The organism is Methanocorpusculum petauri, from assembly GCF_026891975.1.
In the GTDB taxonomy this organism is placed as follows: Archaea; Halobacteriota; Methanomicrobia; order Methanomicrobiales; family Methanocorpusculaceae; genus Methanocorpusculum; species Methanocorpusculum petauri.
In genome coordinates this window covers 1-24,613 of the sequence record NZ_JAPTGB010000005.1, presented here as the reverse complement: position 1 = coordinate 24,613, position 24,613 = coordinate 1, and the positions used below count along the sequence as shown (strand labels likewise).

Below are 24,613 nucleotides of genomic sequence, written 5' to 3'. Positions count from 1 at the left end.
AAGAATAACAGAGGAATGGAGTTGACTCCCGCATTCCGGGAGAGAATATTCTCTGTATATTGGAGAAAAAGAATTACTCGAGGTAATCCTTCGGAGTCGGGATCTGTTCCTTGAGACCCTTTCTCTTTCTGATGCCCATCACAATCTCGGAGAGCATACCCTGCGGGACCGGAGAGAATCCGGCGAACTCAGTGGACCACATTGCACGGCCTTCGGTTGCGGAACGGATATCGCCTGCGAAACCGAACAGCTCGGCAACCGGTGCCTCACCATTAACCACAATCTGGTCACCCTCGACATCGGTCGTGGACAGCTGACCGCGGCGTCCCTGAATCTGGGAGATTGCCGCACCCATCTGGTCCTGCGGAACAGTAATCTGAATCTTCTGCATCGGCTCAAGCAGTGTGTCGCCTGCCATCAGAAGAGCTGCCTTCAGACCGCCGCGGACTGCCGGAATAACCTGTCCCGGACCACGGTGGATTGCATCCTCGTGCAGCTTCACATCGTGGAGCTTAATGAGAACGTTCTGCACCTGCTCGTCTGCGAGCGGTCCGCCGTCCAGTGCCTCGTGCAGACCATCGATGATAAGTTCCATGGTCTCATTGAGGTACTGAATACCTTTCGTGCAGTCGATGAACATGTTGGAACCGTAGATATCCTTCACGTTCTTTGCCTCATCCTTGTCCATACCAAGTGCTGCAAGTGCATCACGGCGGGCGATGTTCTCCATGTTCATAGAGATCTCGCTTGCCTGGATTGCATCAAGGACGTTCTGCGGCATCGGCTCAACGGACATGAAGAATCTGTTGTGGCGGTTCGGGGACTTGCCTTCAACAGTTCCGTCAAGGGCCTTTGAAACGGTCTCACGGTACACAACGATTGGCGGGGAGGTAACAATGTCCACACCTTTGTCTCTCCTGATACGGCCGGTAACGACCTCAAGGTGAAGTTCGCCCATACCTGCGATAAGGTGTTCTCCCGTCTCCTCATTGATGTTGACGCGGACGGTCGGGTCTTCCTTTGCAACCTGATGCAGAACCTCAATCAGCTTCGGCAGATCCTTTGTGTTCTTTGCCTCAACTGCGACGGTCATAACCGGCTCGGAGTAGTGCTTCAGGGACTCGAACGGCGTCATATCTTTGAGGGAGGAAACCGTCGAACCAACGATTGCATCGTTCATACCGGTAACTGCCGCAATGTTTCCTGCAACAACCTTGTCCACATCCACACGGGTCGGGCCCATGAAGATACCAACCTGCTGCAGTCTGTTCGGCTTGCCGGCGGTGCCGGAGATGTACACTTCCATACCGCGGGTCAGGGTTCCGGAGAACAGTCTGCCGGTTGCAACCTCTCCTGCGTGCTTGTCGAAGGAGATGTCAGTAACCATCATGGCAGCCGGTCCGTTTGCATCACAGGCATACATTGCCTTACCGATCTCGGAGGTCACATCGCCGTGCCAGATAATGTGGCATCTTCTTCCCTGTGCCTCAAGCGGGTTCGGCAGGAAGGTAACCACCATATCGAGCAGCACTGCGTGCAGCGGGGAAGCCTTTGCAAGGTACTTTGCGTCGCCCTCGTTGCATTTGTCGATGATCGTCTGAAGCGTCACACCGGACTTTTTCATGTAGGGGATCGAGATTGCCCAGTTGTAGAGAGCAGAACCGAATGCGACGTTTCCTTTCAGAGCGTCGAGTTTCCATCCGCCGTTGTTGTAGAGCTCCTCGTTCATTCCCTTGATGAGCTTGTTGACTTTGTCAATAACCTTACCAAGGCGGATCATCATCTCCTGCGGGTTGACTTTCAGCTCGTTGATAAGCCGGTCAACCTTGTTGATGAACAGAACCGGATGCACACCCTCTTTGAGTGCCTGACGCAGAACTGTTTCGGTCTGCGGCATCGGACCCTCGACTGCGTCCACGACAACGACAGCGCCGTCCACGGCACGCATTGCACGGGTAACATCTCCGCCGAAGTCAACGTGGCCGGGAGTATCAATCATGTTGATGAGGTACTCTTTGTCCCCGACTTTGTGGACCATGGACACGTTGGATGCATCAATGGTGATTCCACGAGCCTGTTCCTCTTCATCGGAGTCCATCCAGCAGGCTTTGCCGGAGAGTTCCTCGCTGATCATTCCTGCTCCGGAGAGGAGGTTATCCGAGAGGGTGGTCTTTCCGTGGTCAATGTGTGCTACGATACCGATGTTACGGATGTGCTCAGGATCGTTCATGAGCTCCGTAATTCTTTCAACCATCTTCTTTCCGCGTGACATAAAACACCTTTTCTAAAAAAGATTTGATATTTGTTTACCGGGCAGACTTCGCAATCCGCTCGACTTCTTCCTTCTTTCCAACGGAGAAACACTTTGCATCTCCTTTTGCTGCCATGATGAGTTCATTGGCAAGCACAAGGTGTGCCGGTTTCTTGGTCTTGTGGGAACCTTTCCAGGTTGCCATGGCAATGTAGCGGAGTGCAGTGTTGACACGGCGGATTGGTGCGGAATCCACGGACTTCGGGACGTTGATACCACCGTACTTCAGACGGACGGTTTCTTCGCGCGGACCTGCATTGGCGACTGCGTCAACGAGGACCTGAAGCGGGTTTTGCTTGGTCTTTGCGTTGATTTCTTCGAATGCGTCCATGACGATACGGGTACACAGCTGTTTCTTGCCGGTGTTGGTCTCCGTCTGCATCAGACGGTTGATGAGCCGCTCAACAATTGCCATCTGGCTTTTGGTGAACTGCTGCTGGGTAAGTCTGCCGCAGGAGCTCGGAACCTCGGTGGAGGTTACGGTCACGTAGCGGACGAGACCTGCATCCTTGACAACGACTTCGCTCGTGTCCCACTTGTTGAACAGCAGGATCTTGCTGGTTGCGGTCTGTTCTTCTGCCATACTATTTACCTCCGTGCCTTCTCTTTGCGTCCGATGACAAGCTCGTTGAGCGTGACACCGTTGACGCCGATAACGACGAAACGGACTCCCGGAATATCTCCCATGGAACGTCCTGCACGACCGCCGATACCACAGATGGTGACTTCATCGTGTTCATCGATGAAGTTGATTGCACCGTCGCCGACTGCGAATGCAGTGACCTGACGGCCGTTTTTGATCAGCTGAACACGAACGCACTTTCTGATTGCGGAGTTCGGCTGTTTTGCTTCAACACCGACTTTTTCCAGAACGATTGCACGTCCGAGCGGTGCGCCCTCAAGCGGGTCTGCCTTCAGCTTCAGTTTAAGCGCTCTGCGCGCATAAACCGAGTCGCTCCACCGGAATTTCTTGGCGGAACGGACAAGCTTTCTTGCTGCGAATTTTCCCTGTCCCATTAAATTACCTCAGTTACAGTAGATTTTTGGATGGATGAATCTTGTAACACAGTTGCCTGTGCTGTGTTTCCCGGAAATAAACGTGCACGTAAATGTACGGGAAACTATTCCTCTGTTGGAATATTGTGAATGCGGGGGAAGGGTCTTGAGAGATAGCCTTCCCTTGCATGTTCCTATACTTATGAGCAGGCTGTCCTAATAATATTAATGGGAGAGTATGTCGGGTGAGAGCAGTACTTCTTCCGGTTTTTTCTGACTGCCGAAAAGCTGCGGAGAAAGTGTACAGGCATAACTTCCTGCATGGGTAAAGGTGATCCGATCGCCGACTGCGGCACGCGGCAGCCGGATATTTTCTGCGAGGATGTCTGAGGCGGTGCAAAGATTCCCGACGATGTCCACAACTTCAGTTTCCGGTGTCGTTGCGTCCGAGGTGATCCGCCAGGCATCTCTGGCGGTAAAGAGTGGTTCTGCTGCTGCGTGTCCGTCACCGGCGAACGCGGAGATTGCCGGGCGGAAAAATCCGTTGAGTCCTCCGGCAACGATGAGATAGGTTTTACCGCGGGATCGTTTGATGTCGAGTACTTCGGTGATGTAGGTGCCTGCTTCACAGACAAGGAACCTGCCTGATTCGATCAGAAGTTTTGCGGAGATCTGCGGCCGGTAGATTGTGACAAGTTCTGCTGCACGTTTCCCGAGTGCGGCAAGGTTTACTGATGCGTCAGCTTCCTGATAAGGAACGCCGATACCGGAACCGAAGTTGATGAAGGTGAGCGGATGTCCGATCTCCTGCTGGATGCGAACAGCGAGTGAAAAGACATTTTCATAGTACCGGGCGATCTTTTCCCAGTCAAGTTCCTGGGATTGTACGTGTACGTGGATTCCGGTAATCCTGACTGCAGGATACGCGGCAAACGCATCTTTTGTACAGAGTTCTTCGTCGATACCGAATTTTCCAGGGGTTCCGGGAGTGCCGTTCATGGTGAAGTTCGGGTTGATGCGGATGCCCGCCTCCTGCACGATGCCCCGTTCTTCTGCGATCCGGTTAATCAGTTCAAGTTCATGGAAACTGTCGGCGATGAGAACGCAGTGGTCTATGGTCTCGGTGAGATCGATTCCGGTTTTTCCGGGTCCTGAGTAGTAGATCTGATCCGGGGCAGTTCCTTCTGCGCGTGCGAGCAGTACTTCATTTTTAGAAGCTGCATCCGCGCCGATGTTCTGGGATGCGATGCAGTGTACGAGCGGCGGGTACGGGTTTGCTTTTATGGAGTAGAGGATTGCAAACTGCGGAAAGGCATTTTTGAGTTTTTGTATATTGCCGAGGATACGGTTTTTGTCGTAAACATATGCAGGGGTGTTCATTTGTAATAGTATGTCACCCCTACCTCTATTATTATAGTTTCCCGCGGGCAATATGTGGTCAACTATGAGTACCCGGATCTTTAAGGAAACACACTTTGATGCGTCTCACCGGCTGATGCATTACGAGGGGAAATGTTCCCGGCTGCATGGTCACCGCTGGGAGGTCGAGGTCTGGATGGAGGGAACGATCGATGCGACGTCGAAGATTCTTCTTGACTATAATATCATCAAGCAGGTGGTGGAGGTGTATGATCATCAGGTGATTTTGAACAAGGATGATCCGATGGTCAAAGCCCTGTCCCCGTTCCAGCTGCCGGTTCTGACGGACGGTGATCCGACCAGCGAACTGCTTGCGGCAGACATCCGCGAACGACTGAACCGGTTCTGCGGCGAGGCAGGCGTTGATGCCAGAGTGACAAAGGTCCGGGTCTGGGAGTCGGACGGTTGTTACGCGGAGGTGGATGCCGAGTGAGAATTACCGAGACGTTTGTGAGTTTACAGGGTGAGGGTCTGCGGCAGGGGATGCCCTGTATGTTTGTGCGGTTTGCGGGATGTAATCTCCACTGTGCATGGTGCGATACGCGGTACTCGCTGAACAATTCGCAGGGTATTGAGATGACGCCTGAGGAGGTGATGCAGGCGGTAATTGCGTCGGGGATGCGGTATGTCTGCATTACGGGGGGTGAGCCGCTGCTGCAGAAGGAGGAACTTGTCCCGCTGATCGCGGCGATGCATGAGGCGGGTGTTGCGGTGGATATTGAGACGAACGGGACGATTCCGTTTGATGAGGTGCAGGAGTTTGCGTCCGTCTGTATGGATGTGAAGTGTCCGTCGTCGGGGGAGATGAGTGATCTGTCTCTGCTGGATCTGCTGCGGTCTGCTGATTCGGCGAAGTTTGTGATAGGCGATGAGGCGGATTATCTGTATATGGTGGAGGTTCTGGCAGCACATCCGCATCTTTCTGCGCCGGTTTGTATTACGCCGGTGTTCGGGACGGATGTGAAGTGGCTGGTTGAGACGATTATTGCAGAGAAGCTGCCGGTCAGATTCCAGCTCCAGCTGCATAAGGTGGTGAATATTCCGTGAAAAAGGCGGTGTGTCTGCTTTCGGGCGGGATGGATTCGACGACGCTTGCGTACGTTGCAAAGGATATGGGCTATGAGATTCTGGCCCTTCACATGAACTATGGTCAGCGGACGGAGACAAAGGAGCGGGACTGTGCGAGAAAAATTGCGGAGCATCTGGATGCGGTGGATTTTGTGGAGATTTCCCTGGATTATTTTACAAAGTTCGGTGCGAGCAGTCTGACGGATATGTGTATTCCGGTGGAGGAAGGAACGGTTGGCAGAGCGGATCATCCGAATACGTATGTGCCGTTCCGGAATGCGAACCTGATTGCGATTGCGACGTCCTACTGTGAGGCCCGCGATGGTGATGCGGTGTTTATCGGGGTGCAGTCCGGCGATCACATCGGGTATCCGGATTGTACGCCGCAGTTTATTGAGGCGATGCAGCGGGTGATTTCGATCGGGACGCAGACGGAGAAAGATATCCGGCTTCTGACGCCGTTTGTGTCGATGACGAAGACGGATATTTTACGTGAAGGGCTGCGGCTCGGTGTGCCGTACGAGGATACCTGGTCGTGTTATGATACTGAGGATGCGGCCTGCGGTGTGTGCAGTTCGTGTCTGTCGCGGATGAAGGCGTTTGCGGATCTGGGTGTTGCGGATCCGATTCCGTACGCCCGCCGCTGATTTTTTTTTCTTTTCCGGGTTTTATACCTGCTTTATCGTCTGCATACGTTCTGCGGGTCGCCGCTGAGGTAGGCGGTGATGTTTTGGAAGACGATCTCTGCCCTCCGGCGCATGGATTCGTCGGAGGCAAATCCGATGTGCGGGGTGAGAATGGTGTTTGGTGCAGAGAGCAGGGGATAGTCTGCGGGAAGCGGGGGTTCTGTGTCAAAGACGTCGATGCCTGCTCCGGCAATTTTTCCTTCGGTAAGAGCACGGGCGAGGGCGTTGTTGTCCACGACCGATCCCCGGGCACAGTTGATGAGGAGTGCGGAAGGTTTCATCAGCGCAAGCCGATCGGCGTTGATCAGATGATGGGTTTCAGGGGTTGCGGGAACGTGCAGGGAAATGATGTCGCTGTCCCGCAGGAGAGTTTCCAGCGGGACGTAGGTGATGCCAAGGGCACGTGCCGCGTCTGATTCACTTCGCGAGTAGGCGATGATCTTTGCGCCGAATGCGGCGAAGAGACGGGCTGTGGCGAGTCCGATGCGGCCGGTACCGATGATGCCGACCTTCCGGCCGGCAATTTCTTTCCCGTGTATTCCTGCGGAGGTTTTTTTGGATCGTGCCATGGTGTCTGCTGCGGGGATGTTTCGCAGCAGAGCGATGGCAAGGCCGATTGTGAGTTCTGCGACGGTCTGGTTCGCGTAGTTTGCGGCGTTGCAGATGGTGATGCCGCGGGATTTGCACTCCGCGGTGTCGATGTGATCGATGCCGGTGAAGGCTACGTTGATCATTTTGAGGTGGCCGGCCTGCCGGATCGCTTCTGCGGGATACGGGGTGTTTGCGATGATGACAATGTCGGCGTCGCGGGATCGTTTTCCGAGTTCCTGCGGGTCGGTTGTCCGGGTCGGGTACGAGGTAAACCGGTGTCCGGCACTGATGAGGTCTGCGGCGAGTTCCTGTATGCAGGTGTCGGGGACACCGATGGGTTCAAGGAGAACGATGTTCATGGTATGGTCCGTGAGTACTGGATTGGCTTCCGGTTCCTTTATACTGATGCCTGAGGCTTTTTATTTTTGTACGACCAATGGAGTTTCAGTGAGTCTTTTCCATGCCGATTCTGTATGATACCCCGCGTCTGAAGATCGAAACAAAGCCGGTGCACCTCCCTAACGGCCGGGATCGGGAGTATCTGTTTGTGCAGCCGGTGTCTGCGGTGTGTATTCTGCCGACCGATGAGAAGGCGGTGTATCTGATCCGCCAGTACCGGGCGGTGATTGATGCGTATATTTATGAGGTTCCGGCGGGGGGTATGGAGTCGGACGACTGCGATCCGATCGATGCGGCGCGGCGTGAGCTTGCGGAGGAGGCGAGGTTTTCTGCCGGTGAGCTGATTCCGCGGGGGTTTGTGTACTCGTCGCCGGGATTTTGTACGGAGAAGCTGTGGCTGTTTGAGGCACGGGATCTTTCGGTGTGCGAGGAGTTTCCCCGCGATGAGGATGAGATTATCGAGGTGGTGCGTGTGGCAAAAGAGGATGCGATGCGTATGGTGATGGACGGCCGCATCTGCGATGCGAAGACGATTGCCCTGCTGATGCGGTGTCTGTACTGAATCCTGCTCAGTCAGGATATTTGTTCGTATGAATTATAAACTAATCCATTCGTAGTATATTCTTTGGATTTACGTTTTCAATGGTGGGTTTTCCGGAGAATATTTCTGGTTTTCATTGTGCTGATGTTGGAAAGAAATTCAATCTCTGTGCACTTTCTGATGTTGTGCAGACACTGCGATTGCCTCTGATTTTTTCGTTGTCCGTCTTCTTTTGGAAATATTTTACCACAGGTTATATCCTGACTGAGAAGGATTCAATGAGATTTTATCAGAAGCTGATCCAGAACCGAAAAGAAGGCGGTGGGGTATATGAGGCAAAGAGATTGGCACTTGAATTGTACCAGAGGTATCCTGATGATGAATTTGCCAAGCAGGAATACCGGTACTGGCAGAAAGTTTACTGGCTGACCGGTGAGGTTACCCGAAGGCTGGGAATTGATGCTGAAGAATCAAGAAGACTACATGCATGGTCTCAGCAAAAGTACACTACGCCTGAAGAGATTTGTCTGCATGATATTACGTTAAATCTTGATCATCCTGTAATTTTCAGATTGATTTCAATAGAATATGCTGATATTTTTCCCACAGGAATGTATTATGATCGTTCGGGACACTGGCTCAGCATTCCTGACTTTTCCCAGAAAGAGTTCAATGGCGAAGGGCCCTACGAAACAGAATCCGTCCAGCTGCACAACGATGACATCGTCATTGACTGCGGTGCGAATATAGGCGTCTTCTCCATTCTTGCGGTGAAGCGCGGAGCAAAAACCGTGTATGCATTTGATCCGCAGGAACGTGCATTGCGTCTCCTGAACGCAAACATCACCTCCAACAACTGTGACGGAAAAATTATTCCTGTTCCGTACGGACTCTCGGACAAAAAGTGTACCCTTTCTTTTGTGGAAGACAATGACAACATTGGCGGAAGCCGCATCTCCCGTGAAGGCGACGCTGCAACCACCACGATTGAATGCACCACCATCGACGACTGGGTTGCCGAAAATAATATTCCCCGCATTGACTTCATCAAAGCAGACATCGAAGGCGCCGAACGGGACATGTTACGCGGGGCTGCAAACACCATCAGACGCGATCATCCGCGGCTTGCCATCTGTACCTACCACCTTCCCGATGACCCCGAAGTCCTCCGCGACATTATTCTCAGCATTGATCCCTCCTACCACATTGACCAGCGTGCCAAGAAACTCTACGCCTGGTAACCTTTCTTTTTTCCACCTCACAACAGATCCCGGATACTCTTCTCGTCGCCGGTACTGTCAAGTACCTCTCGGGCGGTCGGATCGGCGATGAGAAGGAAATTCGGCAGGATTGCATAGACCGGAAACCGCTTGAAAAACTCCTGCACAACGAGTTTGTTCATCCGGAGAAGCAAAAATTCCCGCCGCAGATCGTTCATCTGCTCCTCATTTCCTGCACGAACACGGGGCAGCAGATCATCTCTGAGAACTGCAATATGGCGGGTGTTTAACGCAGTCATCAGTCTATGGCTTTCCACCCCCTGATAATAGCGGATAATGACCGCCTGCGTAAGAAGGGTGAGCAGGAGGATGATTGGGTACTCGGTCGGGAGGATGGAGATGAACTCAAGATACTGGTTTAAGGTGAGTCCCGGAAACAGCATTGCGCCTACGATTAAGAGACCGGTGAACATCGCGGCGGTACTAATATACAGCCAGATTTTGAACTTTGCCGCTTCCGTCCCCGGTGTTTCAGAGGTGATGGTCCGGGGCACGAAAAAACCCGGTGCATCGGGGTTTGCCCGGACAATTTTTGCATAGAAGGCGAGGATGACGACAATCTGCAGTATGATGATCAGAAGCAGATGCAGGTCGATCATCTCTTCTGCATACAGGATAACGGCACAGATGACGTCAATGCAGTAAATGATCGTAAATCCTTTTGCAAGCGGCTTTGCGTTGATGAGGAATGCATTCCAGAAAATTTCGATAAAAGTGACTTTGTTTTTACGGAATGTTTTCAGAAGGTTTGCAAGCCGCAGGAACTCACGGATCCGGATATGCGTATTTGCATCAGTCAACGGGGTACTGGTACCGGAACCGAGGGAGGGGATCATCATGAGGAAGAAGTAAAACATGTAGATAAAGAGGCTTGCGACGATCCACATCATGAGTACGTCAACGGGGTCTATGTCATGCAGGATACAGATGACTGTCCAGACGAGGAGGAGAATGATCGGGAGAGGAACCCAGTATTTTGTTCTGGCGAGACGGCACTTACCCTCTTCAAGGGTTTTGCCGTACTCCTGCTCTTGTGTGATCTGACTGGAGATGCGGATAATCAGTGCATCTTTGGTTGTCATGTCGTATCCGGACTCGCTTAAGTTATTTACGTGGCGCTGACCTATATTTTCTACTGTCGTGATCAATATGAATACCGGAACAGATGATGCCAGAAAACAGAATGTCGCTTGTTTGTCGGTGTTTTCGAATCTGTTCCTGACGGTTGCAAAGATTCTGACGGGTGTCTCGATAGGTTCGGTGAGTATTATTTCGGAGGGTATTCACTCCGGCATGGATCTTCTTGCTTCCTGCATTGCGTATTTTTCGGTGCGGAAATCAGCCGAGCCGCCGGATGCGGATCACGCGTTCGGCCACGGGAAGTACGAAGATGCATCGGGTCTGGTCGAGGCGCTGCTGATTGTTCTTGCGGCAGGGATTATTATCTGGGAAGCATGTCACAAGTTGATTTCCGGCGGGGAGATGGTGTCGCTCGATCTGCTGTATGCAGGTATGATTGTGATGGGTATTTCTGCGGTGATGAACTTCTTTGTGTCGCAGCGGCTGATGAAAGTTGCAAAGGAAACAGAGTCAATTGCGCTGGAGAGTGATGCCTGGCATCTGCGCACGGATGTTCTGACGTCTGCAGGAGTGTTTGCGGGCCTTGTGCTGATTCAGATCACCCATCTCGTGTTCCTTGATTCGGTGATCGCAATTATTGTGGCGCTGCTGATTCTCCGGGAAGCGTATTCGTTGATCCGCCGGAGTTTTGCGGATCTGATGGATGAAAGCCTGAGCGAGGACGAAGTGATTCTGATAAAGGAGATCATCTGCCGTCATGCAAATGAGTTTACGAACTTCCATAGTCTGAAGACCCGCCGGTCAGGACCGAACCGGTTTGTGGAGTTTCATCTGATGATGCCGCATGCAACGCCTCTTGATGCGGCGCATGCGGTGCTGAAGGGAATTGAGAATGAGCTTGTCGCGGAGATGCCAAGGACGTCGGTGATTGTGCATCTGGATCCCTGCGACGGGCGCTGCGGAAGACCGGAGTGTACGTTTGTGTGTAAGGTGATGGGGAAATAATTTTTTTATGGGTGTTGTTTGCGGGGACGCGGTGAGTTTTTGAAAAATATGTTAATCCCTATATGTCTCCGGTCATTTTCATTTTTCGGGAGAGGATTTCTTTATCACTGTTCAAAATTTTCAAGTCCCTGTTTCTTCAGACTTTTTTTCGGGAGAACAATTTTTTTGCTTCCGTGTGTTTCTGCGAAGCAGTGAGCAGGCCGAAGGCATGCGTTTTGTGTCTTCCCGTGGAGCGGTGAGCACGGCTCTGTCGTGCGAATCGTGGGCTGAAATTCGATCAACAACGATCATTCGTCGCCCATGAATAAACAAATTTAGGTGCAACGTCTCATCAGGGTATACTATTATATTTTGTGCCGTCCTATTCTGATGAGATCGTATGGTATTCTCTTGGGAATATTTTCAGGATGTTGTCACAATGAAGAGAAGAGAAGAGAAGAGAAGAGAAGAGAAGAGAAGAGAAGAGAAGAGAAGAGAAGAGAAGAGAAGAGAAGAGATGATGCGGTTTCATCAACGATCGCAACGATTCTGCTTGTTGCAATCGTTGTGGTTGTCGCTGCGCTTGTTGTGATGGTGACGTCCGGTATGGCGGGAGGAGGCAATGATCCGAAGAGTGTGGGACTGAAGGTAACCTCGGATCACACCGATGTACTGGTAACATTCTTTACCGGCAGGGATGTCAGCAGTTTGCAGGCTCTGCGCGTTTCGGTAGCGGGGAACCCCTATGTTACCGAAGCCGAGAGTACAGATACAACCGCGGCTGTCAGGCATGTGGGTGTTCCTATCCGGTTTGCTCATGTCGGGATGCCGGGAACGCACACTACCACGGTAACCGGTATCTTTCCTGATGACACCGCGGTGGTGATATGGACCGGGAAACTGGACTTTGAGCCGTGGCCTGTGGATGTAAATTCAGTGTGGAATGGCCAGTGGTATGAGGGGGAGTATAGGATTTCTGTTACTCTTCCAAATGGCTGGGATGCAGAGAATGTCCATGGTGAATTGTTACCGGACGAGATAGTTATAGTGTCGCAGGACGGGATACATCGTTATAAATATACGTGGGGAAAACAACTCGTGGTGTCTGTGTATGATCCTTCAAATAATGAACAAATCGTTTCACGTACATATTATCCATCTGAAATAGTCGATATGATAAATCTGGGGAAAAATTCACTTGAAATTGCCCACGATGATAATAATCAGCCATTTAATTCGGGAACAACATATCGTGTTAAAGTTCAGGAAATGGTTGTGGATTGTACAAGTGGTAGCCCTGTCAATGCGTCCTCGATCACTCTCTATAATGGGCCTGTATTAATTACCGGGAGTTGATTAACCCGCTCTTTCAGATTTAGATCAACCTCGTTCTCTCTATTTTTGATCATCACGTGTTCCAAAGCTATAATAGCCCCCAGACAAAAATATCTCCTCAATCATGGACTACGCAGACCGTCCGGTGTACAACGTCAGTGACAGCGTCCCCCCGTCCGTCCTCGTCCTCAGTATCCTCCAGCACTTTTTTGTCCTCGCCGTCTATATGACCTATCCCGTCATCATCACCCGGGCTCTCGGCGGCGGTGAAGACCTCTCTACCTTCCTCATCAGCGCAACCCTGATAGGTTCAGGAATTGCCACCCTCCTCCAGGCATTCCGCTACACCGGCTGCGGTTACATCTTTCCCATGGTCCCGAACTCCTCCTATCTCCCGGCATCCATGCTCGCCGCAACCGCCGGCGGCCTTCCTCTCCTTTACGGCATGATGATAGTCTCCGGCTTTCTTGAAATGATCCTCAGCCGGCTTACGCGGTACTTCCGCCTCCTCTTTCCCGGGGAAGTCGTCGGTGTCGTCATGTTCATGCTGGGACTTGCGATCATTCCCTTCTCTTTCCCGCTGTTCTTCGGCAGCGGAGAATCCGGACCGCTTGACCCCGCGGCAACCGCCGTCGGCATCATCACGCTCGGCTCCATGATCCTCCTCGGCATCCAGCAGAAAAAAATATTCAGATTCTACGCAGTTCTTATCGGCATTCTCATCGGCCTCGTCTCCTCTGTCCTCTTCGGTGTTCTCACCCCTGCTGACATTGAGTCTGCGGGGTCCGCCCCCCTCTTCTCTCTCCCGAATCCGATAGGTATTGTCAGCTACAGCTTTGACATCGGCCTTCTGGTCCCCTTCGCGATTGGCATGCTCTGCGTCATGCTCAAATCCGCAGGAAACATTGCACTCCTTGACGAGTACACCGGTGAAACCGGTCGCGGCAATCTTCGCCGCGGGATTCTTTCTGAAGGATTCGGTGCAGCTCTTTGTTCTGCCATCGGCGGTATCGGTATCGGTTCCTCTGCGTCCAACACCGGCCTCATTCCCGGTACCGGCATCGCATCCCGGAATATTGGTCTCGGTCTTGGTCTCTTCCTGATCATCTGCGGATTTCTTCCTGCCATCGGCTGGTTCTTCCACATCATGCCCGAACCCATCATGGGCGCAGTTGTCATCTATGCAATTGCCTTCATTATGCTCGGCGGAGTACAGAGCATCTCCTCCCGTGTACTGGACAATCGCAGGACCTTCGTTGTTATCCTGCCCATCATGATCGGCGTCTCCTCCGTCATGTGTCCAAATCTCTACACTGCACTCCCTGAGACCATCCAACTCTTCTTTGCCTCACCGCTCACCTCCGGGGCAATCTTCGTGGTCATCCTCGGTCTCCTCTTCAAGATCGGTCTTCCGACACACACCAGTATCCGGTTCGGCAAACATCCGGAGATCGACGTCTCCCGTCTTCTTCTTGACTGCGGACGCCTCTGGACCATGGACAAAACCCAGATGTTTCAGATAATCCATCACATCCAGGCGCTCATCCGTGCCATGCCGGAAGGGATGCACCCGGAGGAACTGACAATAACCCTCAAAAACAGTACGGGAACCCTCAGTGCCGAACTCACTGTCCCCGGCCCTGTTGACGAAACAGCCATGAAGACCGCAGGGCATTACCCTGCGTTCGTCACTGTTGCGGCCGCTGCGGACAAAACGATCGTCCGCTCCCGCTATATCATGATCTGATTTGATCAGATGAAGCGTCTATCTGCCTCAACCATAGATATTCTGCTGTCAGCTGAGTTCTCGTGCGGTTTCCTTATTGTTGGCACAACATGGAATATTCTCCCGGTCCGACCGATGGGTTCATCACAGAGCGCACAGAAATCTCAGAACAAAACGATCGTCTGCTCCCCTATTTCCCGAAAAATCACACAAAAAAGAAATAATTATTCTTCTCTTTTGATTTTGCGGGTCTTCATCTTGTAGAAAATGATCGCAATCACAATGATGGCGGCGATGTAGGCAAGCAGCGGATAGTATCCCGCCTCGGCTGGTTGGCTCATCAGCACCAGCGACAGACCTATAACAATTGCCGAGACCATCATACCGATTACCAGACGATCAATAGAGCTTTCGATCGTCATGCGGAGTTCGCCGACCTCCTTTGCCGCAACATCGATTCTGAGTTTTCCTTCCGAAGCCATCTCCAGAACCGAGGACAACTGCTGCGGCACGCGGGAGAGATCCTCCAGCCGCACCTTTGCATCCAGAATTCTCTTCTGTACATTGTCCGGATCCTTCATGTCCTCTGCGATCAGTTTCTTCAGATACGGCTCGGCTTCTTTGGCAAACTCCAGTTGCGGATCAAGCGTGAATGCAATATTGGAAACCAGCATCAGCGCTTTTAACAGCTGCATCAGATTCGAGGGAACACGGATGTTGTTCCTCTGGAACAACTCCTGAATTGCCGCAACAAGACCTGAGAAGTTCATCTGGGCGCCCATATCCTTGCTGTCCTGAAGCGCCAGATACAGTTCTCCGCGGAACTCATCCAGGCCGCTTGAGGGAATCTTTACGCCGAGATTTTTCACGTACCGGATCGTCAGATCCGTATCCGCCGAAAAAAGCGCAAGCATCAGCGAGATGAATTTGTTCCGCGTATCCTTCATCAGCACGCCGCAGACACCGAAGTCGAGAAACACCAGGTCGCCCTTTGGCGAGACACGGATATTTCCTGCGTGCGGGTCACCGTGGTAAAATCCGTTCTGGAAGATCTGCACCATGAACGCTTTCAGGCCGCGGCTTGCAAGATCCTTCGGGTCCATGCCCATCGCAACAATTGCATCCACATCGTCACTCCTGACCCCCGAGACAAATTCCATTGCAAGCAGGCTTTTTCCGGAGAACTCCCAGTAAATCTTCGGGACCTTAATGCCGGGAATGCCGGAGATCCGCATGTTTCGTGCGAGTCGCTCGGCATTCATCCCGTCACGGGTGAAGTCCAGTTCTTTTTTAATCTGTACTGAAAAGTCGTCCACCAGCGTCACCGGATTATAGATGCGGAGATCCGGCCGCCGCTCCTCGATCCGCTCGGCAATGGATTTGAGGAGAACAATGTCCTGTTCGATTCTGTCCTGAATGTTCGGGCGCTGAATCTTTAGGGCAAGCTCGGTTCCATCCTGCATAACAGCGCGGTACACCTGGGAAATAGAGGCTGCGGCAAGCGGCTGCGGATCCACCGAGGTGAATACATCCCGCCAGTCGGGAATGTATTCATCCAGTGTTGGAATAACCTCATCAAACGGCACGACTCCGACACGGTCCTGCAGTTTGGACAGCTCCTCGATCATCTCCGGCGGGAACAGTTCGGTTCTCGTACTCATCAGCTGGCCGAACTTCACGAACGTCGGTCCAAGCTCCTCAAGAGCCATTCTGACTCTGGCATACATTGAGTAGGAACTGAAATCGTCCTGCGCCGCCTTTTTGGTGTTGATGAATCCGGGGAAAAGTTCGTTGAGATAATAGGAGAATCCGTACTTCACCAGTACATCAAAGATCTGCCCGTATCTCCGGATGCTTACGCTTGCCATTGTATAGGTGTTAATTGGTCGTTTCAGATGTTAATAGTCTCGGTGCCGCCGTTTCAGCCGATGTATTCGCTCTGGATCTTCAGGACCTCAGTACTGTTTTCTGCCGCCGCATACTCGGCAAGCGGTTCGGCGTTAAGGGCAAGGAAGTTAAGTCCCCAGTGAAATTTTGCAAGAACGTTCTTTGCCTGTTCCTCTTCACCGAGGATGTACAGCGTTGCGGCAATCGCTTCGACCGAGGTCATAGTAAAAGGTTTGCCGAAGTTGACCGGATTTGCTGCAACCAGAAACGGCAGTGCCCTCCGTCCTTTCCATGACCCGAGGTTTGCGGTGTCAAGAACTTCCCACGAACAGTCAAGAGCGGTTATCGACTGCACCCAGGCGCGATCTGCAGGGGAGAGAACGAACCCTGCGGTCGGATCCAGGAGCAGCGTGCTTTTGGGAATCTGCGGGATGCGGTTTACTATCCGCAGCATACCGAACCGCTCCAGTTTTTTCATGGTGCATTTTTTCGGATCGCAGGAGTTGTCGCGGTAGGCGATAAGCGAAATTCTGTCCCGGGCCATTTCTGTATCCTTATTGTGCGTGAACGGTTATTCTGATTTCGGGTACCGCATCCCGCACTTGTCGTAGTGTGTATGTGGGAGGTTCGGATATGTGTTTTCGTCTGTCTGGGGATTTTATCTCTTCAGACCTCCTAACGACATACCAATGTATGTCCTTGTCTCCCCGTGCATTCTGAACGAAAAGCTCCGTGCCGAAGGTATCACCACCGATGCAGATCGTGCGGTGTGGGCAGCTGCTGCTGCACGCTGCCGGCAGTTCGGCATTGAGATGGTACCGCTTCCGTGCCCCGAGACGCTGTATCTTGGTGTTCCCCGAAGTCCCGGTTCCTTCCTCGACCGCCTCAACACGCCGGAGTTTGCCGCAGTTCTCGATCGTCTTGAAGAGGATGTGCGGGCACTGATTGCCGAACGGGGTGAGGGTCCGATTGCCATTCTCGGGGTGAACTCATCGCCGACCTGCGGTGTCACGACCACCTACTACGGTGACGAGAAATCGGCAGGTCCCGGCGTGTTTCTCAAACGGTTTGCTGATATTCCGCTGATCGATGTCCGGAGTTTTGCCAGGTACCGTATCTACCTTGCTGCCCCGCTGTTTTCCGAGGCACAGAAGATCTACAATGCCGGTCTTGCCGATCTTCTTGCTTCGCAGTATTATGCTGTGCATCTTCCCCAGAAGTTTGAGGATACCGCAGAGTCGCGGAGTAAAAACCGTGAGGAACTGATCTACCGATGGAATCTTGCGGCTCTGAAAAACAGCGACATTGTTGTTGCGGTGATTGATGGTTCCGATGTGGACTCCGGAACTGCATGGGAGATGGGGTATGCAACAGCACTTGGCAAACGGATAATTGCGATCCGCACGGATTTCCGGCGCTACAGTGAGAATGAGCTGGTGAATCTCATGCTGGAAACGGAAGCAGAGGTTGTGGGCAGCAGTGAGGAACTGCTGTCGCTGTTGTTTCGCAGTTTTCCATGAAAAACGCCCGAAAAAAATTTGAGCAGAGCTCCCTCAGATTCGATGTGCGGTGATGATCGTGCAGCTGCGGGCATGAATCGTTATCTCGCAGCCATCAATTTGGACATAGAAGTTTTTCCCGCTCTTTCGTATCGTTGCAGCGGGATTTTTGATCTGCTCCCTGCACCAGTTTACCACATCATCCGTGGCGTTCAGTGAGAGATTTTTTCTGACTCTTTCCGCCCCCAACATAGTTGTATGTAGTTTTGGAAGGCTTGCGAGCAGTCCGTCCCGGTCTGCGGCATTCATTTCCGTCACATCGCAGCGAGCCGCCGCGCAACAGCCATGTTCCCTGCATCGTCCCGCACCTCGTTTGACGGCGTCTCCATAATGAATGCACAGTGGGAAATCTTCGGAAATGTCAGTACATCGCGAATCGTCTCTTCGCCGAGCGTCCCAAGTCCGAGATGCTCGTGACGATCGAGATGCGATCCGACTCCTCCTTTCATGTCATTGAGATGAATCACCTTCAGCCGCGAGAGATCTCCCGCTTCATCCGCAAACCATCCGAAGACCGTCTCCGCACCGTGGCCTTTGAGGTCGTACCCGGCTGCTGCCGCGTGGCAGGTATCAAAACAGAAACCTACCCGCGGTTCGCGTCCAAGTCCGTCGGCAATTGCACCGACATCCGTGAACGTACCTCCGACCGTGTTCTTTTCGTTTGCGGTGTTCTCCAGAAGAATCATGGTGTCGCCTGCGGCGTTGTCCAGAGCATGACCGATTGCAGCGATAACCTTTTCCTGCCCTTTCCTGTGTCCTTCCACCCCGTGATGTCCGAGGTGGGTGACAAGATAGGGGATCTTCAGCAGGCTGCACCGGTTGAGTTCGTCGGTCAGCGTCGCAACCGATTTCTCATAAATTTCAGGTTTCTCAGCCGCAGGGTTCGGGAGATAGGGCATGTGGTCCACTACCGGACTGATGCCGGACGCGGCGAGAGCCGCGGTGAATGCATCAGCCGCAACTGCATCTACCGGTTTTGCCGCCCACACCCGCGGACTGCGGGTAAATATCTGAAACGTATCGCATCCGAGTGCCTGTGCCCGCTCTACTGCATTTGCAAAAGCCCCGGCAATCGAGACATGAAATCCGAGCTTAACCATGATGTGATTCCTCCTCCAACCTCTTCCGCCACGCGGCAATCATGTTGTCAACCGCCTCCAGCATCACGCGGGGCGACGAACCCCAGTGCACAACAGCGCCGAACTTTCCGTTATAGATACCGATCCCGCTCCGTTCCGCCCGGCAGCACCGGGCGATGAATGGTTCTTCAGCCACCTGCGAGAGAGGGCACGTATCCTCGAACACAAAATCATCGCCGTAACACTCGCCGCAGATGTGGCGTCCGGTCAGACAGCAGGCGACATGTTCACCGCCGTGCAGACTGTCTCGGTCAAGGGTTTTCGCAAAACCTCCTGCACGGCAGGGATACACATCCGCCGGAATTTTTGCAATGTCCCTGACATGATGCTCGAACAGAATATTTTCTGTTCCGAAAAATCCCAGTGTTTCCAGAATCTTCAGATTTTCCGACAGGTTCGCCCGCGGCGGGGTAATGTCATAGACATGCACCGTTTCCAGCCCCGAAAGATCAGGATCGAGGACAAAGGTCCGGTGTTCATCATTTGCGCCGAAGATGGTGCATCGTTTTCCGGTGGACAACGCCTTTCTGATAAGGCCGGTCCGGTCGTGCGGTGTGATCGGTCCTTCCCACACGGCAATGTCTTCCGGCCCTACCAGACGGCGGACGGACTTCACCTTCCGCAGGTAGCCGCTCTCTCCCTCGTGCTCCACTTCCAGAATCTCAAAACCTTCCGGTACCGGATGGATCAGATACTTCGTCAGGAAGTACACCGTATCGCCGTACGGTTTTGTTGCCGCACTGCCGATGTATTTGCATTCGGTTGGAAAGATCATGCTGCTACTCTATTCTATTGCTATGCTGCAAATTAAATCCGCCTATCGCAGTCAGTCCCGGCCCGGCACCATGTCGCATCCGGTACAGGCGATGCACATTGTTTTTGCCTCACGGGTGTCCAAACCATTCGCCGCAAGAGCTGCGCGGTGATGTTTGTAGAGATTCATGAACCGCCTGAAGCCGGGCCGCGGCAGATCTTTCAACTCGCCTCCGGGAGAGAACGGGCGGAGGCTCGGGATGATACCGCGGGCACAGAGATCATCAATTGCGGTCTTCATCTCCTCATCGGTCTCACCGAGTCCGAAGATGAGATTCGTGAACACATGGTTTCTGCCGAACAGTTTCACCGCCTCGTCCAGTTCGGCATTGACCATGTCGCGATCCATGCCGGGACACATCTCCGCGAACAGTCCGGGAGTTGCGGTCTCCAGATTGAACTTGACCTCTGCCACCCCCGCCTCATGCAGGCGGCGGGCAGTGCCGGAGACCGGATAGATTGAAACGCCGATGGGGATATCAAACTCGTTGAGTGCTTTCACCACTGCAAGGGTTCTTTCTTCTTCCTCTTCGGCACTTCCGGTGACTCCGCTTGTCAGAGAGATTGCCGTAATGTCACCTGCGTCCCGGACGAGGGAGATGATTTCGTCCGTCTGTTTTGTCGGTGCAGCGTTTGCCGGTACCGGACAGTATTTGCAGTGAAAAATACAGGAACCGCTGATGGTAATGTATGCTTGGCCGGGGCAGTGACTTCCCGGTTTTTCGAGTTTGCCGAGAACTTCGATGCACCCGTAGGTCAGCATCACGGTTCCGCCGCCGATGTGGCGGATTGTAATCGGTGATTCGTCTGCAACAGAAAGACGCACACGGTGTCCTTCGTAGCTGAAGAAGACTGACCCGCGTCCTCCGGCTCCGGGTCCCGCGGTTGATTTTGATTCATACTCGGATGCGTCGGTTCCGGTGAGCTGTGCCGTGCCGATCTCAAGTAATTGTGCTTTCAGGGATTCCCACATAGTTCCAGTGCCTCGTCAAATCTGGTGTAGAGCGGAATTGCCGCCGCTGCACCGATAATTCCCGATCCGCCGATGCGGATGTCGAGATAGTGTTTTATCGATTCCATGCTTTCCAGCGTAATTTCTCCGCGTTTGACCATCCATGCGTACTCTTCCAGTGGTGCGGGATCAAAGCCGCGGAAAGCTACCATGCCGGTCTTGTCGGAGAGTGTGTACTGTTCCACGAGCTGTTGTACTCTGTCGATCAGCACATCCGGTTCAGTTGTGGCAAACTCGATTGCCACTGCAACACAGTTCTTGGTTCGCTGGGCGACCGGGAAAAGCTGGGTGATGGTATGGGAGAGGTAGCGGGAGTTGTCGTCTTCCACCTCGCGGGCGATGTTGTGTGTCAGTGCCCAGGTTGCTCCGACCTCCGGCGTGTCGGTGTCGTCAATACCGATGATGACCCGTTCCATTCTGCGGAGATGCAGTGTTGAGCCGGCAAGTTTTCCACCGCCGCAGGGTGTGGTCTCGGCCCGGAGAACACCCTTCGCTCCTGCCCGGCAGACGGATGCCCCGACACCCCCGCCGCCCATGCCAAGGTAGGAGACCGCAATCTCGGTGTCGGATACTTTTGCTCCGGAGATTCCTGCGGGAAATTTTGATCCGGCAAGCGGGAGTTCCGCTGATCCTGGGGTAATGTGGTAACGGATGGTGGTCCCTACTTTTCTGACACTGGTTACCAGGGGGCTTTGGGCATAGTGTTTTGCCACCCACATGCCGCCGCCGATACAGTCGAAACATTCAATGAGTTCTATCTGTTTACCGTCCTCGGAGGCGATCGCAATGATCTCCTGATACGGTGCCTGATAGGGATCACGAAGATTCGCCATATAGCCCTGCAACTTCCACACCTCCGTTTGCCCACAGAAGTGCTCCAAGAGCACCGATACGTCCTTTCCCGTTTGCCGCGTCCACGAACTGAATCCCGAGGCGTTCCGCTTCGGCGGCGGCATCGTCTTTTGTCAGCAGTTCGGTTTTGATCCGTTTTGCGTAGGGAGATTCCGGCAGTTTGATTCCGCTCCAGTAGCAGATGCCGGTGTCGGTACTTGCCGAGCGTTCTTCGACGAATGTTTTGACGAACTGAATCAGTTCCTCTTTCTTCTCCGGCTTTATTGCAAACGTAATAACGGATCCGGTACAGTTGGTGGTTTTCTCCGGGGCTTTGGGGTTGAGTTGGATGATTCTCATACCGAGGAAGATTGCTCCGTCAATGGTGCAGGCTTCTCCGCATTTCATGGCAAGCACCCAGGTCGCTCCGCTTTCTTTGGTGTCAGTGTCATCGATACCGAAGGTGATCTTTTCGTACTTCGGCAGAACAATGGTACTCCGGCAGATATGTGCTCCGCCGACATGGAGATCCTCTTCTGAGTTGTACTCGGTTCTGATTACACCCGGTGCCTGTGCCAGACATGCGGCAATACCGATACCCGCTCCCGCAGCACCCGCCCAACTGGTGGCCACTTCGTTGTTGTTGATGATGACTGCTTCAAGCGCCTGGCCGCCGAGTTCGGTGTCAGATGGACCGAACCGGATGGGGTAGGATCCGATCTTTGCTGTCATAGTCATGGTAGTTCCTTCCGTCTTTGCGGAGATGAGGGCACCACCTGCACGTCTGCGGTTCATGTGGTCCCACTCAATGGGGCCGCGGGCGTGGCACTGTTCGTGAAGTTCAGCGATTCCTTCCTTTTCATCAGTCATCACCAGCAGGCGATGGCAGAATAACGGTCCAAACCGTTCTTTTACCTGTTCCGGGGTTAAGGTAATCATGGATATCCTGCATTATGTCCGGCTTTGATACCGGAATTTTCGTTAACAGAAATATCGGTGGTGAGAGTATAAGAGGTAATCGATACCGAAATAATTCCGGGCGTGAAGATGCACTATAATAATAGAGTCTGCAGGGGTCCTGAGTTACCCACTGATAATCTCAATCTGTCCGGATAATCAAACCTTGTTAATATGCTGGTCGGTTCAATACTTTTGACTCTATGATCTCTGTTTCAAATACGCGCGCAAATGAGATATTCTTGGATAATGCCGGGTTTAATGCGGTTATATTGGAATCTGATAATTATCCTTTGTTCTTGGTCATATTAGGTTTCCGGGTGTTCTTTCTCTCCTGTTTTGTGTACTTTACATTTACAAATGTATTTTGTTAACTTTTTAAACTTACAATGGGCAAAATACACCTGTTTTCGGCCTCCATTTTATTAAGAAACTTTATCTATATTCTCCCACAACCATTTCAGTAATCGATTTCGATCGATATAGGCTGGTGCATATAAGCAATGGCATTTGCAATGCATATCAACATGGAGCGATGTACCGGTTGTAACAATTGTGTGGTCGCCTGCCCGGTAAACGCACTGGAACTCAACACCGTAGATCCTGCCTCAACAGACAAGATCTATCTCGTTCAGAATGGCAAGGCTATGATCCTTGACATCAAACACGAACTGTGTGCTGGTTGCGGTGTGTGCGTCGAAGCATGCCCATACGATGTTATTAGACTGGTAGGACCGCAGGATGGACCTGTTGCAGCGAAAGCTGTTGAGGGAGCCACCCACTAAGTAAGATTGGAGAACCGAGGATTCATACATGGCAATGAGCACAATGTATCCAAAATACTCCACGAAGATGGAGAATGACACCGTCATTATGGAGCAGCGCCTCCTGAAGAAGGTGTCGAACCTCGTGTTAAACACGACCAAATGTACCGGATGCGGTATCTGTTCCGAAGTTTGTCCGAAGGATGCAATCATTCTCGGCCTTGTCGGTGCTGTCCGCCGCGGCGCCGTCAAAGACGAAGCCGCTATCTCTGTTGACCCCGCCAAGTGTTCTTACTGCGGTGTCTGTACGATTCTGTGTCCGTTTGACGCACTTGAGGTCAGAGTTGACGGTGAACCGAGCCTTCCGATCAAAGAACAGGAAGGTTTCCCGGAGTATGATTTCACTGCCGAGATTGATGAAAACAAATGTGTCCGCTGCACGACGTGCAGTGAAGCATGTCCGCGTGATGCGATTGTCCGCGACATCCCTGTCTATGAGGGTGAGGTCGCTGACGGTGCCAAGCGGCAAACCGCTCTTGACGCCGTAACGACGTTAGTCGTCGACAAAGAGAAGTGCAATGTCTGTGGTATCTGCGCATCTCTCTGTCCGGCTCTGAAGATCAAGCGCATTCCGTTCACTGCCGAAAAGGTAGGTTCTGCCGGTGAAGTCGTCTGGGACGAATCTCTGTGTAATGCCTGCCAGGTGTGTGCAACCGCCTGTCCGGAACATGCAATTGTTGTCGAGCGCGTTGTCAAGGAAGGCAGCAAGCTTGCCGGCAAAGTCACGATCGACAAAGAAACCTGTGTCACCTGCAGCTGGTGTGAAAAAGTCTGCCCCGAAGAAGCTGTCACTATCAAGAAGTTCTTCGACGGTGAGATCGTTTTCAACGCCGACAAATGTCCCGGCGGCTGTTCCACCTGTGTTGACATCTGCCCGTGCAATGCCATCTACCTGCCGACCCCTGTCCCCGCTCTTCAACTGAAGAAGGACAGTATCGAGCCGACAATTGCAGTGAATGCTGATCTGTGTATTCTCTGCGGTGCCTGCGTCAATGCATGCCCGTCCGAGGATGTCATCACCATCAGACGTTCCGGCATCCACGTCAAAGGCCCCGAGACTGATCTGTTCAAGAGTATCGCTGCCAAGCTGTGCGTCCCGCGTTCCTCCAAGATCCAGGAAGACACCTTTGGTCAGGTTGAATTAAAACCCCTGGAGTAAAAAGAATGGCAAGTGC

Annotated in this window: 25 protein-coding genes; 11 read left to right on the top strand and 14 right to left on the bottom strand. The window is 52.6% G+C overall.

Annotated elements, in window-relative coordinates; all coding sequences use genetic code 11:
• Nucleotides 1-73: 73 nt before the first annotated feature.
• The 4 genes from O0S10_RS03040 to O0S10_RS03025 all read right to left on the bottom strand — a co-directional run bounded on the left by O0S10_RS03040 (nucleotide 74) and on the right by O0S10_RS03025 (nucleotide 4,687).
• Nucleotides 74-2,272 (bottom strand): elongation factor EF-2, encoded by a 2,199-nt coding sequence (locus O0S10_RS03040; protein ID WP_268924429.1) that lies wholly within the window; start codon nucleotides 2,270-2,272, stop codon nucleotides 74-76.
• Between the two features lie 34 nt (nucleotides 2,273-2,306).
• A complete protein-coding gene (locus O0S10_RS03035) occupies nucleotides 2,307-2,894 on the bottom strand; it encodes a 30S ribosomal protein S7 (protein WP_268924428.1) in 588 nt (195 codons plus the stop codon).
• A gap of 5 nt (nucleotides 2,895-2,899) precedes the next feature.
• Complete coding sequence (locus tag O0S10_RS03030; RefSeq protein ID WP_268922812.1) at nucleotides 2,900-3,328, bottom strand: 30S ribosomal protein S12; 429 nt, start codon at nucleotides 3,326-3,328, stop codon at nucleotides 2,900-2,902.
• Nucleotides 3,329-3,532: 204 nt separating this feature from the next.
• Nucleotides 3,533-4,687 (bottom strand): type III PLP-dependent enzyme domain-containing protein, encoded by a 1,155-nt coding sequence (locus tag O0S10_RS03025; RefSeq protein WP_268924427.1) that lies wholly within the window; start codon nucleotides 4,685-4,687, stop codon nucleotides 3,533-3,535.
• 64 nt (nucleotides 4,688-4,751) lie between these two features.
• Here O0S10_RS03025 and O0S10_RS03020 point away from each other — a divergent pair, with 64 nt between their 5' ends.
• From O0S10_RS03020 to queC, 3 genes are read left to right on the top strand one after another with little or no spacing between them, the layout of a single operon-like run.
• Nucleotides 4,752-5,159 carry a 6-carboxytetrahydropterin synthase gene (locus O0S10_RS03020; RefSeq protein WP_268924426.1) on the top strand — a complete coding sequence of 136 codons (408 nt, stop codon included), beginning with the start codon at nucleotides 4,752-4,754 and terminating at the stop codon, nucleotides 5,157-5,159.
• Nucleotides 5,156-5,773: a 7-carboxy-7-deazaguanine synthase QueE gene (locus O0S10_RS03015; RefSeq protein ID WP_268924425.1), complete on the top strand. Its 618-nt coding sequence runs from the start codon at nucleotides 5,156-5,158 to the stop codon at nucleotides 5,771-5,773. Before O0S10_RS03020 ends, O0S10_RS03015 begins: the two co-directional genes overlap by 4 nt.
• Nucleotides 5,770-6,441, top strand: a complete 672-nt coding sequence (gene queC / locus O0S10_RS03010; RefSeq protein WP_268924424.1) for a 7-cyano-7-deazaguanine synthase QueC — start codon at nucleotides 5,770-5,772, stop codon at nucleotides 6,439-6,441. The genes O0S10_RS03015 and queC overlap by 4 nt, the downstream gene beginning before the upstream one ends.
• 32 nt (nucleotides 6,442-6,473) lie before the next feature.
• Here queC and O0S10_RS03005 read toward each other — a convergent pair whose 3' ends face one another.
• Nucleotides 6,474-7,430: a 2-hydroxyacid dehydrogenase gene (locus O0S10_RS03005; protein ID WP_268924423.1), complete on the bottom strand. Its 957-nt coding sequence runs from the start codon at nucleotides 7,428-7,430 to the stop codon at nucleotides 6,474-6,476.
• Between the two features lie 101 nt (nucleotides 7,431-7,531).
• Here O0S10_RS03005 and O0S10_RS03000 point away from each other — a divergent pair, with 101 nt between their 5' ends.
• Nucleotides 7,532-8,032, top strand: a complete 501-nt coding sequence (locus tag O0S10_RS03000) for an NUDIX hydrolase (RefSeq protein ID WP_268924422.1) — start codon at nucleotides 7,532-7,534, stop codon at nucleotides 8,030-8,032.
• 323 nt (nucleotides 8,033-8,355) lie between these two features.
• Nucleotides 8,356-9,252, top strand: coding sequence for an FkbM family methyltransferase (locus O0S10_RS02995; RefSeq protein WP_268924421.1), 897 nt, complete (start codon nucleotides 8,356-8,358; stop codon nucleotides 9,250-9,252).
• A 17-nt stretch (nucleotides 9,253-9,269) separates the two neighbouring features.
• On the opposite strand, the gene O0S10_RS02990 is transcribed toward O0S10_RS02995, so the two are convergent.
• Nucleotides 9,270-10,373 carry a hypothetical protein gene (locus O0S10_RS02990; protein ID WP_268924420.1) on the bottom strand — a complete coding sequence of 368 codons (1,104 nt, stop codon included), beginning with the start codon at nucleotides 10,371-10,373 and terminating at the stop codon, nucleotides 9,270-9,272.
• A gap of 67 nt (nucleotides 10,374-10,440) precedes the next feature.
• Here O0S10_RS02990 and O0S10_RS02985 point away from each other — a divergent pair, with 67 nt between their 5' ends.
• From O0S10_RS02985 to O0S10_RS02975, 3 genes are all read left to right on the top strand, one after another.
• Nucleotides 10,441-11,376 (top strand): cation diffusion facilitator family transporter, encoded by a 936-nt coding sequence (locus O0S10_RS02985; RefSeq protein ID WP_268924419.1) that lies wholly within the window; start codon nucleotides 10,441-10,443, stop codon nucleotides 11,374-11,376.
• A gap of 369 nt (nucleotides 11,377-11,745) precedes the next feature.
• The gene (locus O0S10_RS02980; protein ID WP_268924418.1) at nucleotides 11,746-12,711 is read left to right on the top strand and encodes a type IV pilin domain-containing protein; all 966 of its coding nucleotides are present in this window, start codon (nucleotides 11,746-11,748) and stop codon (nucleotides 12,709-12,711) included.
• Nucleotides 12,712-12,814: 103 nt separating this feature from the next.
• Complete coding sequence (locus tag O0S10_RS02975) at nucleotides 12,815-14,437, top strand: uracil-xanthine permease family protein (protein WP_268924417.1); 1,623 nt, start codon at nucleotides 12,815-12,817, stop codon at nucleotides 14,435-14,437.
• A gap of 203 nt (nucleotides 14,438-14,640) precedes the next feature.
• Here the strand turns inward: O0S10_RS02975 and O0S10_RS02970 are convergent, their stop codons facing one another.
• Both O0S10_RS02970 and O0S10_RS02965 read right to left on the bottom strand, forming a co-directional pair.
• Nucleotides 14,641-16,284 carry an ABC1 kinase family protein gene (locus tag O0S10_RS02970; RefSeq protein WP_268924416.1) on the bottom strand — a complete coding sequence of 548 codons (1,644 nt, stop codon included), beginning with the start codon at nucleotides 16,282-16,284 and terminating at the stop codon, nucleotides 14,641-14,643.
• A 53-nt stretch (nucleotides 16,285-16,337) separates the two neighbouring features.
• Entirely contained in the window at nucleotides 16,338-16,847 is a 510-nt protein-coding gene (locus tag O0S10_RS02965; RefSeq protein WP_268924415.1) for a DUF367 family protein, read from the bottom strand.
• A gap of 145 nt (nucleotides 16,848-16,992) precedes the next feature.
• Here O0S10_RS02965 and O0S10_RS02960 point away from each other — a divergent pair, with 145 nt between their 5' ends.
• Nucleotides 16,993-17,823: a nucleoside 2-deoxyribosyltransferase gene (locus O0S10_RS02960; protein WP_268924414.1), complete on the top strand. Its 831-nt coding sequence runs from the start codon at nucleotides 16,993-16,995 to the stop codon at nucleotides 17,821-17,823.
• A gap of 33 nt (nucleotides 17,824-17,856) precedes the next feature.
• Here O0S10_RS02960 and O0S10_RS02955 read toward each other — a convergent pair whose 3' ends face one another.
• From O0S10_RS02955 to O0S10_RS02930, 6 genes are read right to left on the bottom strand one after another with little or no spacing between them, the layout of a single operon-like run.
• On the bottom strand, nucleotides 17,857-18,111 hold the full coding sequence (locus O0S10_RS02955) for a DUF3781 domain-containing protein (RefSeq protein ID WP_268924413.1): 255 nt from the start codon (nucleotides 18,109-18,111) through the stop codon (nucleotides 17,857-17,859).
• A 5-nt stretch (nucleotides 18,112-18,116) separates the two neighbouring features.
• Nucleotides 18,117-18,962 carry a deoxyribonuclease IV gene (locus O0S10_RS02950; protein ID WP_268924412.1) on the bottom strand — a complete coding sequence of 282 codons (846 nt, stop codon included), beginning with the start codon at nucleotides 18,960-18,962 and terminating at the stop codon, nucleotides 18,117-18,119.
• Entirely contained in the window at nucleotides 18,955-19,776 is an 822-nt protein-coding gene (locus O0S10_RS02945) for a DUF7714 family protein (RefSeq protein WP_268924411.1), read from the bottom strand. The genes O0S10_RS02950 and O0S10_RS02945 overlap by 8 nt, the downstream gene beginning before the upstream one ends.
• Nucleotides 19,777-19,827: 51 nt before the next feature.
• Nucleotides 19,828-20,787 carry a radical SAM protein gene (locus O0S10_RS02940; RefSeq protein ID WP_268924410.1) on the bottom strand — a complete coding sequence of 320 codons (960 nt, stop codon included), beginning with the start codon at nucleotides 20,785-20,787 and terminating at the stop codon, nucleotides 19,828-19,830.
• Nucleotides 20,772-21,659 carry a methanogenesis marker protein 11 gene (gene mmp11, locus O0S10_RS02935; RefSeq protein WP_268924409.1) on the bottom strand — a complete coding sequence of 296 codons (888 nt, stop codon included), beginning with the start codon at nucleotides 21,657-21,659 and terminating at the stop codon, nucleotides 20,772-20,774. The genes O0S10_RS02940 and mmp11 overlap by 16 nt, the downstream gene beginning before the upstream one ends.
• On the bottom strand, nucleotides 21,643-22,596 hold the full coding sequence (locus O0S10_RS02930) for a tRNA(Ile2) 2-agmatinylcytidine synthetase (protein ID WP_268924408.1): 954 nt from the start codon (nucleotides 22,594-22,596) through the stop codon (nucleotides 21,643-21,645). Before O0S10_RS02930 ends, mmp11 begins: the two co-directional genes overlap by 17 nt.
• Before the next feature lie 521 nt (nucleotides 22,597-23,117).
• Between O0S10_RS02930 and O0S10_RS02925 the strand changes: the two genes are divergently transcribed.
• Nucleotides 23,118-23,399, top strand: a complete 282-nt coding sequence (locus O0S10_RS02925; protein ID WP_268924407.1) for a 4Fe-4S binding protein — start codon at nucleotides 23,118-23,120, stop codon at nucleotides 23,397-23,399.
• Between the two features lie 28 nt (nucleotides 23,400-23,427).
• Complete coding sequence (locus tag O0S10_RS02920; protein WP_268924406.1) at nucleotides 23,428-24,597, top strand: 4Fe-4S binding protein; 1,170 nt, start codon at nucleotides 23,428-23,430, stop codon at nucleotides 24,595-24,597.
• The last annotated feature ends 16 nt before the right edge of the window (nucleotides 24,598-24,613 follow it).

Bases quoted from the DNA above. Each gene is read 5' to 3' on its own strand.
- O0S10_RS02940 (WP_268924410.1), bottom strand. From the start codon at position 20,787: ATGTGGGAATCCCTGAAAGCACAATTACTTGAGATCGGCACGGCACAG.
- O0S10_RS02970 (WP_268924416.1), bottom strand. From the start codon at position 16,284: ATGGCAAGCGTAAGCATCCGGAGATACGGGCAGATCTTTGATGTACTG.
- O0S10_RS03025 (WP_268924427.1), bottom strand. From the start codon at position 4,687: ATGAACACCCCTGCATATGTTTACGACAAAAACCGTATCCTCGGCAAT.
- O0S10_RS02985 (WP_268924419.1), top strand. From the start codon at position 10,441: ATGAATACCGGAACAGATGATGCCAGAAAACAGAATGTCGCTTGTTTG.
- O0S10_RS02955 (WP_268924413.1), bottom strand. From the start codon at position 18,111: ATGAATGCCGCAGACCGGGACGGACTGCTCGCAAGCCTTCCAAAACTA.
- O0S10_RS02965 (WP_268924415.1), bottom strand. From the start codon at position 16,847: ATGGCCCGGGACAGAATTTCGCTTATCGCCTACCGCGACAACTCCTGC.
- O0S10_RS03030 (WP_268922812.1), bottom strand. From the start codon at position 3,328: ATGGGACAGGGAAAATTCGCAGCAAGAAAGCTTGTCCGTTCCGCCAAG.
- O0S10_RS02920 (WP_268924406.1), top strand. From the start codon at position 23,428: ATGGCAATGAGCACAATGTATCCAAAATACTCCACGAAGATGGAGAAT.
- O0S10_RS02950 (WP_268924412.1), bottom strand. From the start codon at position 18,962: ATGGTTAAGCTCGGATTTCATGTCTCGATTGCCGGGGCTTTTGCAAAT.
- O0S10_RS02945 (WP_268924411.1), bottom strand. From the start codon at position 19,776: ATGATCTTTCCAACCGAATGCAAATACATCGGCAGTGCGGCAACAAAA.
- O0S10_RS02930 (WP_268924408.1), bottom strand. From the start codon at position 22,596: ATGATTACCTTAACCCCGGAACAGGTAAAAGAACGGTTTGGACCGTTA.
- O0S10_RS02975 (WP_268924417.1), top strand. From the start codon at position 12,815: ATGGACTACGCAGACCGTCCGGTGTACAACGTCAGTGACAGCGTCCCC.
- O0S10_RS02990 (WP_268924420.1), bottom strand. From the start codon at position 10,373: ATGACAACCAAAGATGCACTGATTATCCGCATCTCCAGTCAGATCACA.
- O0S10_RS03000 (WP_268924422.1), top strand. From the start codon at position 7,532: ATGCCGATTCTGTATGATACCCCGCGTCTGAAGATCGAAACAAAGCCG.
- O0S10_RS03020 (WP_268924426.1), top strand. From the start codon at position 4,752: ATGAGTACCCGGATCTTTAAGGAAACACACTTTGATGCGTCTCACCGG.
- mmp11 (WP_268924409.1), bottom strand. From the start codon at position 21,659: ATGGCGAATCTTCGTGATCCCTATCAGGCACCGTATCAGGAGATCATT.
- O0S10_RS03005 (WP_268924423.1), bottom strand. From the start codon at position 7,430: ATGAACATCGTTCTCCTTGAACCCATCGGTGTCCCCGACACCTGCATA.
- O0S10_RS02960 (WP_268924414.1), top strand. From the start codon at position 16,993: ATGTATGTCCTTGTCTCCCCGTGCATTCTGAACGAAAAGCTCCGTGCC.
- O0S10_RS02925 (WP_268924407.1), top strand. From the start codon at position 23,118: ATGGCATTTGCAATGCATATCAACATGGAGCGATGTACCGGTTGTAAC.
- O0S10_RS02980 (WP_268924418.1), top strand. From the start codon at position 11,746: ATGAGATCGTATGGTATTCTCTTGGGAATATTTTCAGGATGTTGTCAC.
- O0S10_RS03040 (WP_268924429.1), bottom strand. From the start codon at position 2,272: ATGTCACGCGGAAAGAAGATGGTTGAAAGAATTACGGAGCTCATGAAC.
- O0S10_RS03035 (WP_268924428.1), bottom strand. From the start codon at position 2,894: ATGGCAGAAGAACAGACCGCAACCAGCAAGATCCTGCTGTTCAACAAG.